Origin of the sequence: Sellimonas sp., assembly GCF_047234585.1 — a bacterium.
Taxonomy (GTDB): Bacteria; Bacillota; Clostridia; order Lachnospirales; family Lachnospiraceae; genus Sellimonas; species Sellimonas caecigallum.
Window position 1 is genome coordinate 57,267 of the sequence record NZ_JBKSWG010000014.1, and the last position, 15,007, is coordinate 72,273.

19 protein-coding genes and 2 pseudogenes are annotated in these 15,007 nt (G+C 43.9%); 20 read left to right on the forward strand and 1 reads right to left on the reverse strand.

Going from position 1 to position 15,007, the window contains the following annotated elements:
* Positions 1-30 precede the first annotated feature (30 nt).
* From ACLROL_RS07405 to ACLROL_RS07415, 3 genes and pseudogenes are all read left to right on the forward strand, one after another.
* Positions 31-1,542, forward strand: a pseudogene (locus ACLROL_RS07405) (DNA methylase).
* A gap of 73 nt (positions 1,543-1,615) precedes the next feature.
* A complete protein-coding gene (locus ACLROL_RS07410; RefSeq protein ID WP_318255669.1) occupies positions 1,616-3,145 on the forward strand; it encodes a hypothetical protein in 1,530 nt (509 codons plus the stop codon).
* Positions 3,146-3,157: 12 nt separating this feature from the next.
* Positions 3,158-3,599 (forward strand): annotated as a pseudogene (locus ACLROL_RS07415) (hypothetical protein).
* A 79-nt stretch (positions 3,600-3,678) separates the two neighbouring features.
* Here the strand turns inward: ACLROL_RS07415 and ACLROL_RS07420 are convergent.
* On the reverse strand, positions 3,679-4,125 hold the full coding sequence (locus ACLROL_RS07420; RefSeq protein ID WP_087200207.1) for a GatB/YqeY domain-containing protein: 447 nt from the start codon (positions 4,123-4,125) through the stop codon (positions 3,679-3,681).
* Positions 4,126-4,476: 351 nt separating this feature from the next.
* Between ACLROL_RS07420 and ACLROL_RS07425 the strand changes: the two genes are divergently transcribed.
* The 17 genes from ACLROL_RS07425 to ACLROL_RS07505 all read left to right on the forward strand — a co-directional run bounded on the left by ACLROL_RS07425 (position 4,477) and on the right by ACLROL_RS07505 (position 14,947).
* The gene (locus ACLROL_RS07425) at positions 4,477-4,701 is read left to right on the forward strand and encodes a DUF5348 domain-containing protein (protein ID WP_002585494.1); all 225 of its coding nucleotides are present in this window, start codon (positions 4,477-4,479) and stop codon (positions 4,699-4,701) included.
* Positions 4,702-4,849: 148 nt separating this feature from the next.
* A complete protein-coding gene (locus tag ACLROL_RS07430; RefSeq protein WP_413067604.1) occupies positions 4,850-5,077 on the forward strand; it encodes a hypothetical protein in 228 nt (75 codons plus the stop codon).
* 207 nt (positions 5,078-5,284) lie between these two features.
* Positions 5,285-6,175 (forward strand): DUF6017 domain-containing protein, encoded by an 891-nt coding sequence (locus ACLROL_RS07435; RefSeq protein WP_413067605.1) that lies wholly within the window; start codon positions 5,285-5,287, stop codon positions 6,173-6,175.
* A gap of 26 nt (positions 6,176-6,201) precedes the next feature.
* Positions 6,202-7,053, forward strand: coding sequence for a ParA family protein (locus ACLROL_RS07440; protein WP_413067606.1), 852 nt, complete (start codon positions 6,202-6,204; stop codon positions 7,051-7,053).
* Positions 7,010-7,936 carry a ParB/RepB/Spo0J family partition protein gene (locus tag ACLROL_RS07445; protein ID WP_413067607.1) on the forward strand — a complete coding sequence of 309 codons (927 nt, stop codon included), beginning with the start codon at positions 7,010-7,012 and terminating at the stop codon, positions 7,934-7,936. The genes ACLROL_RS07440 and ACLROL_RS07445 overlap by 44 nt, the downstream gene beginning before the upstream one ends.
* A 10-nt stretch (positions 7,937-7,946) precedes the next feature.
* Positions 7,947-8,459: a hypothetical protein gene (locus ACLROL_RS07450; protein WP_413067608.1), complete on the forward strand. Its 513-nt coding sequence runs from the start codon at positions 7,947-7,949 to the stop codon at positions 8,457-8,459.
* A gap of 53 nt (positions 8,460-8,512) precedes the next feature.
* Positions 8,513-9,154 (forward strand): DUF3846 domain-containing protein, encoded by a 642-nt coding sequence (locus ACLROL_RS07455; protein ID WP_413067609.1) that lies wholly within the window; start codon positions 8,513-8,515, stop codon positions 9,152-9,154.
* Between the two features lie 11 nt (positions 9,155-9,165).
* Entirely contained in the window at positions 9,166-9,474 is a 309-nt protein-coding gene (locus tag ACLROL_RS07460; protein WP_413067610.1) for a DUF5720 family protein, read from the forward strand.
* A gap of 18 nt (positions 9,475-9,492) precedes the next feature.
* Positions 9,493-9,921 (forward strand): DUF4313 domain-containing protein, encoded by a 429-nt coding sequence (locus tag ACLROL_RS07465; RefSeq protein WP_204907643.1) that lies wholly within the window; start codon positions 9,493-9,495, stop codon positions 9,919-9,921.
* A 41-nt stretch (positions 9,922-9,962) separates the two neighbouring features.
* Positions 9,963-10,445: a PcfB family protein gene (locus tag ACLROL_RS07470; RefSeq protein ID WP_413067611.1), complete on the forward strand. Its 483-nt coding sequence runs from the start codon at positions 9,963-9,965 to the stop codon at positions 10,443-10,445.
* Entirely contained in the window at positions 10,445-12,196 is a 1,752-nt protein-coding gene (locus ACLROL_RS07475; protein ID WP_413067612.1) for a VirD4-like conjugal transfer protein, CD1115 family, read from the forward strand. The genes ACLROL_RS07470 and ACLROL_RS07475 overlap by 1 nt, the downstream gene beginning before the upstream one ends.
* A gap of 18 nt (positions 12,197-12,214) precedes the next feature.
* Positions 12,215-12,535: a hypothetical protein gene (locus ACLROL_RS07480; RefSeq protein WP_204907640.1), complete on the forward strand. Its 321-nt coding sequence runs from the start codon at positions 12,215-12,217 to the stop codon at positions 12,533-12,535.
* A 191-nt stretch (positions 12,536-12,726) separates the two neighbouring features.
* Positions 12,727-12,942 (forward strand): Maff2 family mobile element protein, encoded by a 216-nt coding sequence (locus tag ACLROL_RS07485; RefSeq protein WP_002585508.1) that lies wholly within the window; start codon positions 12,727-12,729, stop codon positions 12,940-12,942.
* Between the two features lie 80 nt (positions 12,943-13,022).
* Entirely contained in the window at positions 13,023-13,697 is a 675-nt protein-coding gene (locus ACLROL_RS07490) for a sigma factor-like helix-turn-helix DNA-binding protein (protein ID WP_413067613.1), read from the forward strand.
* A gap of 149 nt (positions 13,698-13,846) precedes the next feature.
* Positions 13,847-14,062 carry a Maff2 family mobile element protein gene (locus ACLROL_RS07495; protein ID WP_002585510.1) on the forward strand — a complete coding sequence of 72 codons (216 nt, stop codon included), beginning with the start codon at positions 13,847-13,849 and terminating at the stop codon, positions 14,060-14,062.
* Between the two features lie 36 nt (positions 14,063-14,098).
* Positions 14,099-14,719: a CHC2 zinc finger domain-containing protein gene (locus ACLROL_RS07500; RefSeq protein WP_413067614.1), complete on the forward strand. Its 621-nt coding sequence runs from the start codon at positions 14,099-14,101 to the stop codon at positions 14,717-14,719.
* Positions 14,720-14,731: 12 nt separating this feature from the next.
* Complete coding sequence (locus ACLROL_RS07505) at positions 14,732-14,947, forward strand: Maff2 family mobile element protein (protein ID WP_204907637.1); 216 nt, start codon at positions 14,732-14,734, stop codon at positions 14,945-14,947.
* The last annotated feature ends 60 nt before the right edge of the window (positions 14,948-15,007 follow it).

Here is a 15,007-nt window from a genome sequence, read left to right on the forward strand (position 1 = left end):
ACTACCAGACCGGGAAAGGAGGCATAGATTATGACAACTGAAAACCATATTTACGTAGCGATAGACCTGAAGTCCTTCTACGCCTCCGTTGAATGTATGTAGAGGAATTTAGATCCGATGACTACCAACCTGGTAGTAGCGGATGCCAGCAGAACAGAGAAAACCATTTGTCTTGCTGTTTCGCCTGCGCTTAAATCTTATGGCATCCCAGGACGTCCAAGACTCTTTGAAGTGATTCAGGCAGTGAATCGAGTCAATGCTTTGCGTAAAAGTAAAGCTCCTGGGCGTACTCTCATTGGCAGTTCTTATAATTTGCCGGAATTGAACAGAAATCTTTCCCTAGCAGTAGATTATATTGTATCACCTCCGCAGATGGCAAAATACATGGAGATCAGTACTCAAATTTACAATGTGTATCTGAAATATATTGCACCGGAGGATATTCATGTTTACTCCATTGATGAGGTGTTTGTTGACGTAACCAGCTACCTTAATACTTATCAGCTGACGGCCCATGAGCTGGCTATGAAGATGATCCGGGATGTGCTGCATACAACCGGAATAACAGCGACTGCCGGTATCGGAACCAACTTGTTTCTTGCCAAAGTCGCAATGGACATTGTTGCAAAGCATGTCCAGCCAGACAAAGATGGAGTACGAATAGCAGAATTGGACGAGATGAAATTCCGGCGTCAGCTCTGGAACCATCGTCCCATTACCGATTTTTGGAGAGTAGGGAAAGGCTATGCACGGAAGCTGGAGGAGTATCGGATGTTTACAATGGGCGATGTAGCCCGTTGTTCTGTGGATAATGAGGACTTACTTTACCGACTGTTTGGCGTTAACGCTGAACTTCTGATAGACCATGCCTGGGGGTGGGAACCTTGTACAATGAAAGAAATAAAAGCATACAAGCCCAGCAGTAACAGCGTGGGTTCAGGACAAGTGCTTCAATGTCCCTATGAATTTGAGAAAGCTAAGCTGGTCGTTAGAGAAATGATTGACTTGCTTGTCCTGGATTTGGTTGATAAAGAACTGGTTGCCAATCAGATTGTTCTTACTATTGGCTATGATATAGAGAATCTGACAGATTCGAAACGGCGTAAAGCATACACAGGTTCCGTCACAACTGACCGTTATGGTCGCAAAATTCCAAAACATGCTCACGGAACTGCTAATATCGGTAGGTGGACCTCTTCCACCATGTTGATTACAAAGGCGACGATGGAGCTGTTTGACCAGATTGTAGATTCTTCCCTGTTGGTTCGCCGGGTAAATATAGCGGCAAATCACGTGATAACGGAAGGTTCTGCACCGAAAGAAGACTATGCAGAACATTTGGACTTGTTTACTGATTATTCAGCATTAGAAAAACAGAGCGAAGAAGAAAACGCTGCCCTGGAACGTGAAAAGAAACTGCAAAAGGCAGCGTTGGACATAAAGAAGAAATTTGGGAAAAATGCTATTCTGAAGGGAATGAATCTTCAGGATGGTACGACTGCTAAAGACCGCAATAAGCAGATTGGCGGTCATAAGGCATGAAACAGTTTGGGTAAATACGAGTGCTCTATATACCTTTCCTGGTAAAATGAAGGAGGTAAATATAGTGAGAACCATGAAACAAGTCCATGATTTTGCAACAAAATGGATCGATAAGTTTCGTGACCAGAAAATAAATTATATTGAACTTGTCGATCATTACATGGCAGATGATTGTTCAGTTCTTGGATTTCAGATGGACTGCGGTCATGCCTTTTCGGAAAAATACGGGAGTGCAGCAAGCCGATATGATGGGCTGAATAAAATCATTGAGGATGTAACAGATATTGATTTGCTTGGGTCTGCGATCTATTCCCAGTGGAGATACTTCAATCACTGGGCATATGATGCTTCCGCTATCTTAGAAAACGAAAATCGTTCATGGTTTATTTTGGCGCTGAGCCGGTTGGCTATACTTTCCGGAGAAAAACCATTTGTTTTTACTGGGCAGCTTCAGAAAATTCATCTTGTTTCTAAACGAATATGCTATAGTCTTTGTCCTGGGCCAGACGAGGAAGTGGAGCAACATATAACCATCAATTCCGAAGGACAAGTATGGTTTTCAGCATACGTTTTCGGGCAGGTATGTAATAACAGGCGACATGAAAAGTCCAGGACACAGAATTTGAAGCTTACGAAGGATTGTGCTGATAAGATTTTTTCAGCATTTACCGCATATTTCAGTGAGGGATACGATGAAATTTATGCCACGGATATTGGCGACTGGGACATGGAACTAACGAATACAGAGGGTAAGATCTATAAATTCCGTGGTTCTTTGTGCTCTGATTTTGAAGTAAACGAGACTGATCTTTCTGATCTGCTCCGTAATAGTCTGAATATGCCTGATCTCTATGCTTTTGACGGGAACTCAAAGCCTGATTTAGTAAAAAGAATTGAAATACGATACCACCGCATTACCAAAATAAAACCAAAAGTACCGGTTTCGGAGACGATAGAGTATGCTGTATGGGATTATACGGAGTCAATGGTCATTGACAGCGACCATGATACCATTGAACATATTCAGAACATTGGCACCGGCTGTTCGGTTACCCGAACGTATAAAGTTGAGGACGGAGTTAGGAGCTTACTTGAAGATTTGGATGTGAATACACTATTTGGGCATATTGAGGGAAATCCGGAGGATGTATTTGTTGATCCACTGGAAAGCAGGGATTATAGCATTAGAGTGTTGACACAAAGAGGAAGAGAAACAGTCGTTCAGGGAACCTATGATAAAAAAGGCTTGCCAGATGGTTGGGCGGAGTTTATCAATTCAGTGTTCGAATTTTTAACCTTTTATGGCTGGGGAGAAATTATGAATCCTTCTGTGTACGGAAAAGTACGCAGAACCAGCAGGGATATTATTTATTGTAGTGTTACTTTTGAAGATGGATATAAGAACTACTATTATATAGCGGAGGATGATTCCATCGAAGTTGGAGATTTTGTGCTTGTTCCTGCTGGGGCGGACAATCACGAAGCGATTGTGAATGTTGTAAAAAAAGAATATTTTCCAGAAGATGGAGTTCCCCTGCCGCTTGATAAAACAAAGCATATTATCCGAAAGTGTACAGATGATGACTTTGATTCGATGGATTAAGGAAGGTGTTGTATGGATTATTTAGACGAGCACAAATACGATGATATTATCAATATGTCCCATCATGTTTCCGACAGCAGACCAAGAATGTCGATGCTTGACCGTGCGGCTCAATTCTCTCCTTTTGCTACACTGACAGGATACGATGCAGCGGTAAAAGAGACTGCAAGATTAACTGACAATCGCATCGGACTGGATGAATACGAAAAAACTGCTTTGGATGAAAAACTGAGAATAGCTTTGGAACACTCCGAGGCGGAAATCACAATCCTATATTTTAAGCCGGATGAACGAAAAGCCGGGGGTGCATATATAAGCGCTACTGGTAGAATCAGGGAAATTGATGACTATGAACGGATGGTCATTTTGCATGATGGCTTAAAGATTCCTATCGAGGATATTTATGGAAATAGAGGGAGAGATTTTCAATTTATTTGATGGCTATACCCCTTAAAATGGAAAGCAGACCTGAGCATCAAATTTATCAGGTCTGCTTTTGTGTTGAAAAATAGCATAGATGCCCTGCTTCTCTTCTACTCAAAAAACGTGCTGACCATTTCGTTTACGAGCTTTCCGTCCGCTTTCCCCTTTACTTTCGGCATCAGCTCTTTCATGATCTTTCCTTTGTCTTTTCCGGTCGGGTGTTCAAGTCCCAGGTCGGAAAGGACGGATGCGATGACAGTTCGGATTTCTTCCTCGTCCATCATTTTTGGCGCAAATTCTTCCAGGACAGCAATACGTCCTTTGCATTCTTCGATGATCTCGGTCCGGTCTGCCGGTGTTAATTCCAGGGTTTCTTTTGTCTGTTTGATCTCTTTTAAAACAACCTGTACTTCTTCTTCCTCTGTGAGATCTGCTCTTTTGTCGATCGCCTTATTTTTGAGAGAGGCCAAAAGAAGGGACAGAGTTTCTTTTCTGGCTTTGTCGCCGGATTTCATGGCGGCTACCATCTGTTTTCTGACTTCTTCTATTTTGCTCATACGAATGTCCTCCTGATTCCTGTTTTTCTTTATTTTACACGTTCAGATAAAAAAGTGCAATGCGGAAAACTTCTTTCGCCGAAAAGAAGCGCATAAAAAAGAAGTTTTCACAGATAATAGAAGTATTACCAAGGAACAGGAAAAAGTGGCAGATGGAGGAAAACGGATATGAAAGCGACAGGAATCGTAAGAAGGATCGACTAACCAGTTATAATAAGGGCAACGGTTAGAAACCTTGAAAACAAAGGGTTTTCGCTGATTTTTGTCCGAGATTTCAGGTCAAAACCCCATTGATTTGATTAGGTTGCCGTAAACATGGTGAAACTAAGATTAAAAGAATGGAGGTTCAAAATGAAGCAAGGGGTTTTGGTTTATGACCAGAAAACGGATCGCATGGATGTTCGTTTTAATCTGGAGGAATACTACGGAGGTTTACACTGCGGCACCTGTATGGAGGTGTTCGTAAACAACCGCTGGAAGCCTACACGGATTGAATATGCCTGCGGAGACACTGGCTGGTATCTGGTTGGCATTCCGACTTCATCGCTTACCGGATTAAGAGTCCGGATGAGCTGAAAAGCTGGTATCTCTATTTACAGGATAGGCTTTCTGGAATAACTTGTCAAACATAATGTTACATTGAGCGTTTATTCATCCCCTATCGGGAAGGGTAAACGCTCTATTTTTTTACCCAAAATAAAAGAGGAAGGCAGGAGGAGTGAATGTGAGTAACAAAAAATATGCTGCGGGAAAGCCGGAAGATTGCTCGCTGTGCTTTTTCTGGAAAAATGCAAGGCAGGGCTGCTCTCTCGGAAAAGAGAACTGCTATTTTATTATTTCTGAACCGGAAAAAGAAAAAAGCGATTGTGACGGATGCCCTTACGGACGAGCACATCCCTGTATTGGCTGGTGTACGAAACAGATAATGCGTGAGATTGGCATCAAAGGTTAGAGAGGTGAAGGAAGATGCAAAGGAGAAAAAAATATTCCCGTTATCAGTATCCGAAAGAATGTAAAAGGTGCGAATACTTTCAGCCACGCTGGCGGTATCGCTTTTGCTATTACACACGCTGCCCGTATCAGATCAGGGACAGCACAATTCGTAAGACGCCGCTGAAGAAAGAAAATTTCCCGCCGAAAGAGGTGGTGAGCATGAAAAATGTATGAGGAATTTTTCGGAATTGAGGAATCCGAGCAGTACGCTTTTTATCGGGTTCCCAAACTCCTGTTTACCAATGAACGGTATCGCAACCTGTCAGCGGAATCCAAACTGCTGTATGGCTTATTTCTGGATCGTATGGGTATTTCTCAGAAAAACGGATGGATTGATAAAGACGGAAGGGTTTACATCATCTATACGGTTGAAGACATCATGGAAGCACTTGGCTGTGGGAATAAGAAAGCGATTCAGCTACTCGCAGAACTTGAGAAAAAGGGGAATCTCATCTGGCGGAAGAAGCAGGGACTGGGAAAACCGAATCTGATTTATATGAAAAAATTTATTTTTCCACAGAGCGATCAGGAAGGACACTTCTTGAAGTGTGAAAATGACACTTCTGGAAATGTCAATCCGACACCTTTGGAAATGTCAAAAGGACACGGTAATAATACTAATAAGAATAATCTTAATGATAATAATATGAATCTTTCCTTTCCTTCCGGAGATTCCGGAATGGAACACGGAACGGATGGGGATTACTCATACTATCATGAATATTTTTTTGAACGGCTTGAGATTGAAATCCTCTACAAAAATTATCCGTATGATAAAGAACTGCTGGATTCCATTTTAGCTCTGATTGTGGAAACCATGTGCAGCAAAAGAAAACAGATTCGTATTGCAGGCGATGATAAACCTGTAGAGATTGTGAGAAGTCGTTTTATGAAACTTAATTCGGAGCATATTAAGTTTGTGATGGACTGCTTTAAAGAAAATACAACGAAGATTCGCAATATCAAACAGTATCTGCTTGCAACGATATACAATTCTATCCTGACAATAGATGGATATTTTGACGCACTGGTGCGGCATGATCTGTCAGAGGGATGAAGGGAGGTGATGAAGATTGAACAAGTATGAAAAACGAAGGAGAGGTGGAGAGATTGTCGAAAGCAACGGTTATGGCGGTAGTGAATCAGAAAGGCGGGACGGGTAAGACCACAACCTGTGAGAATCTTGGCGTTGGTCTTGCAATGGAAGGGAAAAAGGTTCTCTTGGTAGATACCGACCCACAGGCATCGCTGACCATTTGCCTGGGACATCCTGTTCCCGATCAGCTCTCTCCTACACTGTCAGATATGATGGGGAAAATCCTTCTTGAACAGCCGATTGCTTCAGGTGAAGGCATTTTGCATCACCCGGAAGGTGTTGACCTGATGCCAGCCAATATCGAATTATCCGGTTTGGAGGTATCTCTGGTGAATGCCATGAGCCGGGAAACCATTCTCAGGCAATACCTGGATACTGTGAAACAGAACTATGATTTTATCCTGCTGGATTGTATGCCTTCTCTGGGGATGCTCACGGTCAATGCACTGGCTGCGGCTGACAACGTGCTGATTCCGGTGCAGGCGGCTTATCTTCCGGCAAAAGGTCTGGAACAGCTTTTACAGACGATCAACAAGGTACGCCGGCAAATCAATCCGAAGTTAAAAATCGAGGGTATCCTGCTGACGATGGTGGACAGCCGTACTAATTATTCCAAAGAAATCAGCAGCCTGATTCGGGAAAACTATGGTGGGAAGCTCAAAGTCTATAAGACAGATATTCCCCGTTCTGTCCGTGCGGAGGAAATAAGTGCGGAAGGAACCAGTATTTTCAAGCATGATCCGAAAGGCAAGGTGGCGGATGCCTATCGGGTACTGACAAAGGAGGTGCTTCACAATGCCGAAAAGAAGCGGAAACATCAGCTTGAGCAGCTACGATGATATTTTCCAGACTGACCAGTCAAGGGAAGAAGCCCAGCAGGAACGGGTACAGGAGATTCCTCTTTCTGAACTTCACCCATTTAAAGGACACCCATTCAAGGTGCTGGACGATGATGCCATGCAGAAAACTGTGGAGAGCATCACACAGTTTGGTGTTATGACACCGGCGATTGCCCGTCCCCGTCCGGAAGGCGGTTATGAGCTGATTGCAGGACATCGCCGCCACCATGCTTCGGAGCTTGCCGGAAAAGAAACCATGCCGGTGATTGTGCGTGATATGGACGATGATGCCGCCACGATTTTGATGGTGGATTCTAATTTGCAAAGAGAAACCCTTCTTCCCAGTGAGAGGGCTTTCGCTTATAAGATGAAGTTGGAAGCGATAAAACATCAGGGACAACGAACCGATTTAACTTCATCCCAAGTTGGGATGAAGTTGCAGGCAATGGATATTGTGGGGCAAGAAGCAGGTGATAGTAGAAATCAGGTTCATCGCTATATCCGTCTGACAGAACTGATTCCTGAACTGCTGGATATGGTAGACGAAAAGAAAATCGCTTTCAATCCGGCGGTAGAGCTGTCCTATCTGAAAAAAGAGGAACAGAAAGATTTTCTGGAAGCGATGGACTATGCTCAGGCTACTCCTTCCCTGTCGCAGGCACAGCGACTGAAGAAATTCAGCCAGGAAGGAAAATGCAGTCTGGATGCCATGTGTGCGATTATGTCCGAAGAAAAGAAAAGCGAGTTGGATAAGGTCACTATCAAAAATGACGTGCTTCGGAAGTATTTTCCGAAGTCCTATACACCGAAGCAGATGGAGGATACCATCATTAAACTGCTGGAACAGTGGCAGAAAAAACGTGAGAAATCTATGGAGCGATAGGAGGATATGGATGTTTGCTGAAAAAGAAATGAGCGATGCTTTGAAATGGCTGTTTGATCTGTACCAGCCGGAGGACTATGAAGCGTATGACGAGGAAGAAGTCGGCAGTGTTGCTTTGTGCTTGCCGGAAATCTGCATGGCTCTGAGAGATAAGGTGGAAACTCCTTACGAGTACACGATAAGAACCAATATTGACCAGGGATTTGAGTATCGTGGCAAGGAATTATTTGTGCAGAGAGCCTGCCTGCTTTACACCGATATGGAAATCAGCGTCTTTGATATGGTGGATACTTCCTATAATCGGGAACTGTGGCTTCTGGAAGATATGAGTTTTGCAGTGGTACACAATGTCAGCATGGTTGTGAAATCTGAAGATTATTATTACACAACAGAATACCGTTCCATTGTGAAGCTGCTGAAAGAAAGAGATGACCTGTTCTTCACTCCTGAAAGCCTGATGGAAGAACTGGATGATATGTGTATTCCTCAATGGGAAAGCGAAGCGACTATTTATGAACTGTAAGGTTTGTAGATGGTCGCTTTTTCTATATCTAACAGAAACGGAGGTCGAGAGTTGTGAAAGAATACGACATCAAAATCACGGAAACACTTGAAAAGACTGTGACGGTGGAAGCCGCTTCCCGTGAAGAAGCCGAAGAACAGGTAAGGCAGGCGTATTACGATTCGGAATATATTCTGGATTCCGAGAACTTTACGGGTGTTGAGTTTGGCACAGAAGCGGAACGTGAGCTTGTTCAGGAACAGAAGCATCTGATGAATGTTCTTCTGGTCAAACCGGGAATGTATCCACAGGCTGTTCAGATCGGCAGTGAACTGGAAGATTTGCAGAAAGCTGTGGGTGGTGATATTGAAGCGGTCTATCCGTTCAATGAAGAAGTTGCTCTTGTGGTGAATGATGAGGGCAAGATAAATGGAAGCGAGCTGAACCGGGCACTGCGGGATGATAACGGGCAGATTTATGACATTATCGCCGGTGATTTTCTGGTAGTCGGTTTGGGAGAAGAAGATTTCGCTTCCCTGTCCCCGGAACTGATGGAGCAATTTGAAAAGGAATTTCATCAGCCGGAAATGTTTGTACGGATGGGACGCAGCGTTATGGCACTTCCTTTGCCGGATGACAAGGTAAGAGTTGCGGAAGCGCCTAAGAAAGCGGAAGTCATGCCGCAGAAGAACAGTCCGGACAGAGATGTTTTGTGAGGAGGTATCCAATGGCGGATAAAACAATTAAGGAATTGATGGAAGAAATGAGGGCAAAGGCAGGTGCAAAAGAATATCATGGACATTCTTATATGGACTTGCAGCGTTTTGCCGATGATACCAGGCATATGATTATTTTTGATGTTCTTTCAAATGATTCGCCCGTTGGCTGGAAAGGTGAACGAACCAGGCTCTATCTGACCCAGGCAGGGTATGAAAAAGCCCTGGACAATCAGGATAAAGGACATATCAAGATTATCAGTCATGCCAAAGTATCCAGAGGAAATCTGTTCTACGATCAGAAAGATGTAGTTCGATAAAAAGGAAAGGATAAAACAGTGGATGAAAATTTGAAAATTGTACCCTTTAAATGGGAACTGGGCGAGGAAAAAGTATCGCTGCATATTGGTGAATATCAATACGGCGATCGGCTTTATATTGGAATTACTTCTCATGGTGAAGACGGACCGGAACCATTTGCTGATATGACAGTAAATCTTCCGGCTTTTTCTTTGGAACCGAATGAAGCGTTCATCAACGGTGACATCAGCAAAGACCTGTTAGCGTTTATCAAAGAGAACAAACTGGGAAAAGTGCTGCCATATACCGTTAAACAGGGATTTGGAAAATATTCTGTAGTGGCGTTTGATTTGGAGAAATTAAAAGAATTTGATCCCAAAGGGATTGCAGAATTTAAGAAAACTCATGATATTCCTGACAAGCAGCCCAGGAAGCAGAAACAAAAATCCAAAGGAATAGACCGTTGAGGTTTATTCTCTCTATCATGTGTGGAAGGAGGTAGATTGCTTTGCAGGAAGAAGTGGAAAACAGGACAGTGAATCTGGCAATCAGTACAACCAGGCTGACGGTAAGAAGCATTGTTGCTGGTATTCGCAAATATATGCAGCATCGTGAGAAGGTAAAGGCAAGAAAAGGCAGAGATCCGGCGGTGCATGGAAAGCAGTCGGTAAAAAAACTGTTGGGGCAGAATCAGGGTGCTGCCAATGCGGAAATTGAAAAAGAAGGCATCAAAGACTTTGAGCGTCTTGCAAAAAAGTATGGTGTAGATTTTGCGGTACGGAAGGATAAGACGGTTGATCCGCCCCGATATTTCGTTTTTGTCCGTGCAAAGGATGCCGATGCACTTGATACCATCTGTAAGGAACATCAGGCAAGGTCAATGACAAAGGACAAGAAACCGAGTGTGCTGGCACAGCTCAGTAAGTTTAAAAATCTGGTAGCATCCGTGCCGAAGAAGATTCGGGAAAAGAAACAGGAGCGTGATCTGTGATGGACTCTAAAAAAATTAAAAAGCTCCTAATTCTGAATATCCCATATTTCATTGTGGGATTGATTGCAACAAATTTCGGAGAAGCATGGCGTATGGCTGAGGGTGCGGACAGTTCCGCTAAAATCCTCAGCCTTTTTTCTACCCTTCCAGCGGCGTTTGGGAACCCTTTGCCGAGCTTACACCCATTTGATTTGCTTATTGGCATCGCCTGCGGAGCCGGTTTGCGGCTGGCAGTATATTTGCGGGGAAAAAACGCAAAAAAATATCGTCACAATGTAGAGTATGGCTCTGCCCGTTGGGGAACTGCCAAAGATATTGAGCCGTTTATGGCCCCGAAATTTGAGGATAATATCATTCTCACAAAAACGGAGCGATTGATGACGAGCAACCGTCCGAAAAATCCTGCCAATGCCAGAAATAAAAACGTCCTGATTGTAGGTGGTTCCGGTTCCGGTAAAACCCGCTTTTGGTTGAAACCCAACTTGCTTCAGATGCACTCAAGCTACGTTGTCACTGATCCGAAGGGAAGTATTGTCATCGAGTGCGGCAATGCACTTTTGAAGAACAATTACAATATCAAGATTTTCAACACCATCAACTTTAAAAAGTCGATGCACTATAACCCGATGGCGTATATCCATTCCGAAAAAGACATTCTGAAGCTGGTGACAACGCTGATAGCGAACACAAAGGGAGATGGAAAAGCCGGTGACGAGTTCTGGACGAAAGCGGAAACACTCCTCTACTGTGCTTTGATTGGGTATATCCATTATGAAGCGCCACTGGAGGAGCAGAATTTTTCTACTCTGATTGAATTTCTCAATGCGATGGAAGTGCGTGAGGATGACGAAGAATTTCAGAATCCGGTTGATATGATGTTCGAAGCATTGGAAAAGAAAAAACCAGATCATTTTGCTGTCCGCCAATATAAAAAATATAAACTGGCGGCAGGCAAAACAGCGAAAAGTATTCTTATTTCCTGCGGTGCTCGGCTGGCTCCCTTTGACATTCAGGAGGTGCGGGATATTACCGCCTACGATGAGTTACAGCTGGATACGCTTGGAGATAAGAAAACTGCTTTGTTCCTTATCATGTCGGACACGGACAGCACCTTTAATTTCCTGATTTCCATGATATACACGCAGCTTTTTAATCTGCTGTGTGAGAAAGCAGATGATGTGTACGGCGGCAGACTTCCGGTTCATGTGAGATGTTTGATTGATGAAGCTGCCAATATAGGGCAGATTCCCAATCTCGAAAAACTGGTGGCAACGATTCGTTCCAGAGAGATTTCCGCCTGTCTGGTATTGCAGGCACAATCTCAGCTGAAGGCAATTTACAAGGACAATGCCGACACGATCATTGGTAACATGGACTCCCGTATCTTTCTTGGTGGTTCTGAGCCGACCACTCTGAAAGAACTGAATCAGGCACTTGGGAAAGAAACCATTGATATGTACAACACATCAAATACCAGAGGTAACAGCCCGTCTTACGGCATGAATTATCAAAAATTGGGGAAAGACCTTGCTTCCGTGGATGAACTTGCCGTACTGGATGGCAGTAAATGTATCTTACAGCTGCGTGGAGTCAGACCGTTTTTATCGGATAAATATGATCTTACGCAGCATCCAAACTTTAAACTGACCGCAGACTATGACAAGAAAAATGAGTTCAAAATCGAAGAATTTCTCAGCCATCGTCTGCGGCTGAAAGCGAACGATGAATTTGTTGTGGTGGATGCGGATTAACGGAAAGGAGCGATTTCGATGCATGATTTGAAAGCAGTATCTTCGCTGGTGAAGCAGATTTTGGAGGAAAATGCTTCTGCAAGGAACAGCGACAATGTTCTGTATCTGGAAATTTTGCGATACTATTCCTCAGCAAAAGGCGTTAACCTGTATCAGCTGACTGTACCTGATTTTCTGATGAAGCTGGAGCAGAAAGGCTTTCCGGCGTTTGAAACGGTCAGACGCAGCAGACAGAAAGTGCAGGCAACTTACCCTGAACTGGCAGCGACAGGCACTGTGGGTGCATTTCGGGCAAGAAATGAAAAGGTGTATCGGGAGTTTGCCAAAAGTGAGGTGTAGTTCTGGTGTATCTCATCTTTTGGATGAAAGAATCGAAAGGTGGTGGTGATATATATGACTGCATAAAAAAGAGGGTGAACATGAAAACAAAATATGAGAACGAATAGCAGCCTTCCGACCGAAACAACGGTATAGCGGAAGGCTTTTTTTGTACCCAAAGTTCATGATTTCAGATTCAGGAGGATTACAATATGGAATTTTTCACTTCCGCAGTAGATGTTTTGAAGATTTTGGTTATTGCTCTCGGTGCTGGTCTTGGCATCTGGGGTGCAATTAACTTGCTTGAGGGCTACGGCAATGACAATCCCGGGGCTAAATCCCAGGGCATGAAACAGTTGATGGCAGGCGGCGGTGTGGCGCTGATCGGGACCACACTTGTTCCTCTGCTTGCGGGTCTGTTTTCCTGATTACCGGAGAGTAAATCCCTGGGCAGGCGGTGAAAGCCGCCTGTTACATACCAAATATTATTCGAGAAAGGAAACGAAAAATGGGAAGAAGAAAAAGATTGTATCCTGCGAATCTGCTGACAGAATTATCGCTGAATGAGGAAATGGGAACAAACATTGATTATGAAAATTTGAGTGCGGATCAGCTTGAAGGGCTGAACTATGTTCTCTCCTGCCTGACAGAACGAAACAGGCTTCTTATCCGTGAATATTATGAGAATTACAAAAGCCGGCGGCAGATAGCTGAACAATACCATCTGACTGAGAACAGAGTGCGCCAGTGTATTTCCCGTGCACTGGGGGATTTGAATGGAAACAGGCGGATGTTTGCCTATATCACGAATGGTTATTGTGCCAATGTTGAGTATCTTACCCATCAGTTGGCTGAAGAAGAAACAATTTATAGACAGAGAAGAGGAATTTGCGGCAGTGAGCATCTTTTTTATCAGGATATTTATGAACTGTCATTTCCAACGAGAATATATCGTGCACTAAAAATAAATCAGATTCATACGGTTCGGGAACTGCTGATTCGGACTTGTGCCGGATGCCGTATTAGAAATCTGGGAGATATTTCAAAGGCACAAATACTGGAAAAGCTGACAATGGAAAATTTATTGCCGGTTCATTTTGAGATTGAACCATTGCCAGCTTCCCTGCCGCAACTGAACAGAGAAGCAGAAATATTCAGGAAACTCAATTCCTGTGACATATAAATCGCAGGCGGCATCCTGCTGCCTTTACATAGTCAGGTAACTGTTATCGGTTATCTGGCTATTTTTATATCCGCATCCTTTCGGCAGGTGCACATGGCGAAAGTGCGGAATCAACCATCAATCTATTTTTTATCACAGGAGGAAAACGTATGGAATTTTTCAACTCGGCAGTAACGGTTCTTCAGACTTTGGTAGTGGCTCTCGGTGCAGGTCTTGGTATCTGGGGTGCAATTAACTTGCTTGAGGGCTACGGCAATGACAATCCCGGGGCTAAATCCCAGGGCATGAAACAGTTGATGGCAGGCGGCGGTGTTGCCCTGATTGGTATCACGCTGGTTCCGCTTCTCTCCGGTCTGTTCGGTTAAGAGATTCGGGGTTCGGGTGTCAGGAGGAGATGGTCGATGGAACAGTCTGTATTTGAAGTCGTAAAACAGTCTGTTACTACAAAAGCCGCCGCAGAACATTACGGGATTGAGGTTAAGCGGGGTGGAATGGCAAAATGTCCATTCCACTCCGATCAATCTCCCAGCCTGAAACTGAACGATGACTATTATTATTGCTTTGGATGTGGTGCGACAGGTGATGTGATCGATTTTGTTGCCCGCTTATTTCAAATCGGCAATAAAGAAGCGGCAGAAAGAATTGCCGCAGATTTCGGGCTTCAATATGACACTCATGTTCCGTATGTTTTACCGAAACGAACAGCTACAGCAGTTCAGATTGCAAAACAGCGGGAACGTTACACCTATGGGGTGCTGACCCGCTATCACAGTCAACTGCAAGAATGGTTGGCAAGGTATGCCCCGGAAAATCCGGATGATGAGATTGATTCCAGGTATTTAGAAGCAATTCATCAAAAAGATTATGTGGAGTATTTGATGGACACGTTTCTCAGCAGCAGTCTGGAAGAAAGGGCTTTGATCTGCTCAGAACGGAATCCGGACATACGAAGAATCGCCCACCGTCTTGTACAGCTGACTAATGAAAACAGGCAAATTTCAACGGAATTTCTATCACGATAAGGAGGAAACCATATGAGTTTTTTTAATGAAGCAGTAACCGTTCTTCAGACTTTGGTAGTGGCTCTCGGCGCCGGTCTTGGTATCTGGGGTGCAATTAACTTGCTTGAGGGCTACGGCAATGACAATCCCGGGGCTAAATCCCAGGGCATGAAACAGTTGATGGCAGGCGGCGGTGTTGCCCTGATTGGTATCACATTGGTTCCGCTGCTTTCTGGTTTGTTTGGTTAATTCGCAAAAGGAGGTAATCGCCTTTGGACAGCATACTCCAACAGATCACAGACTGGCTGA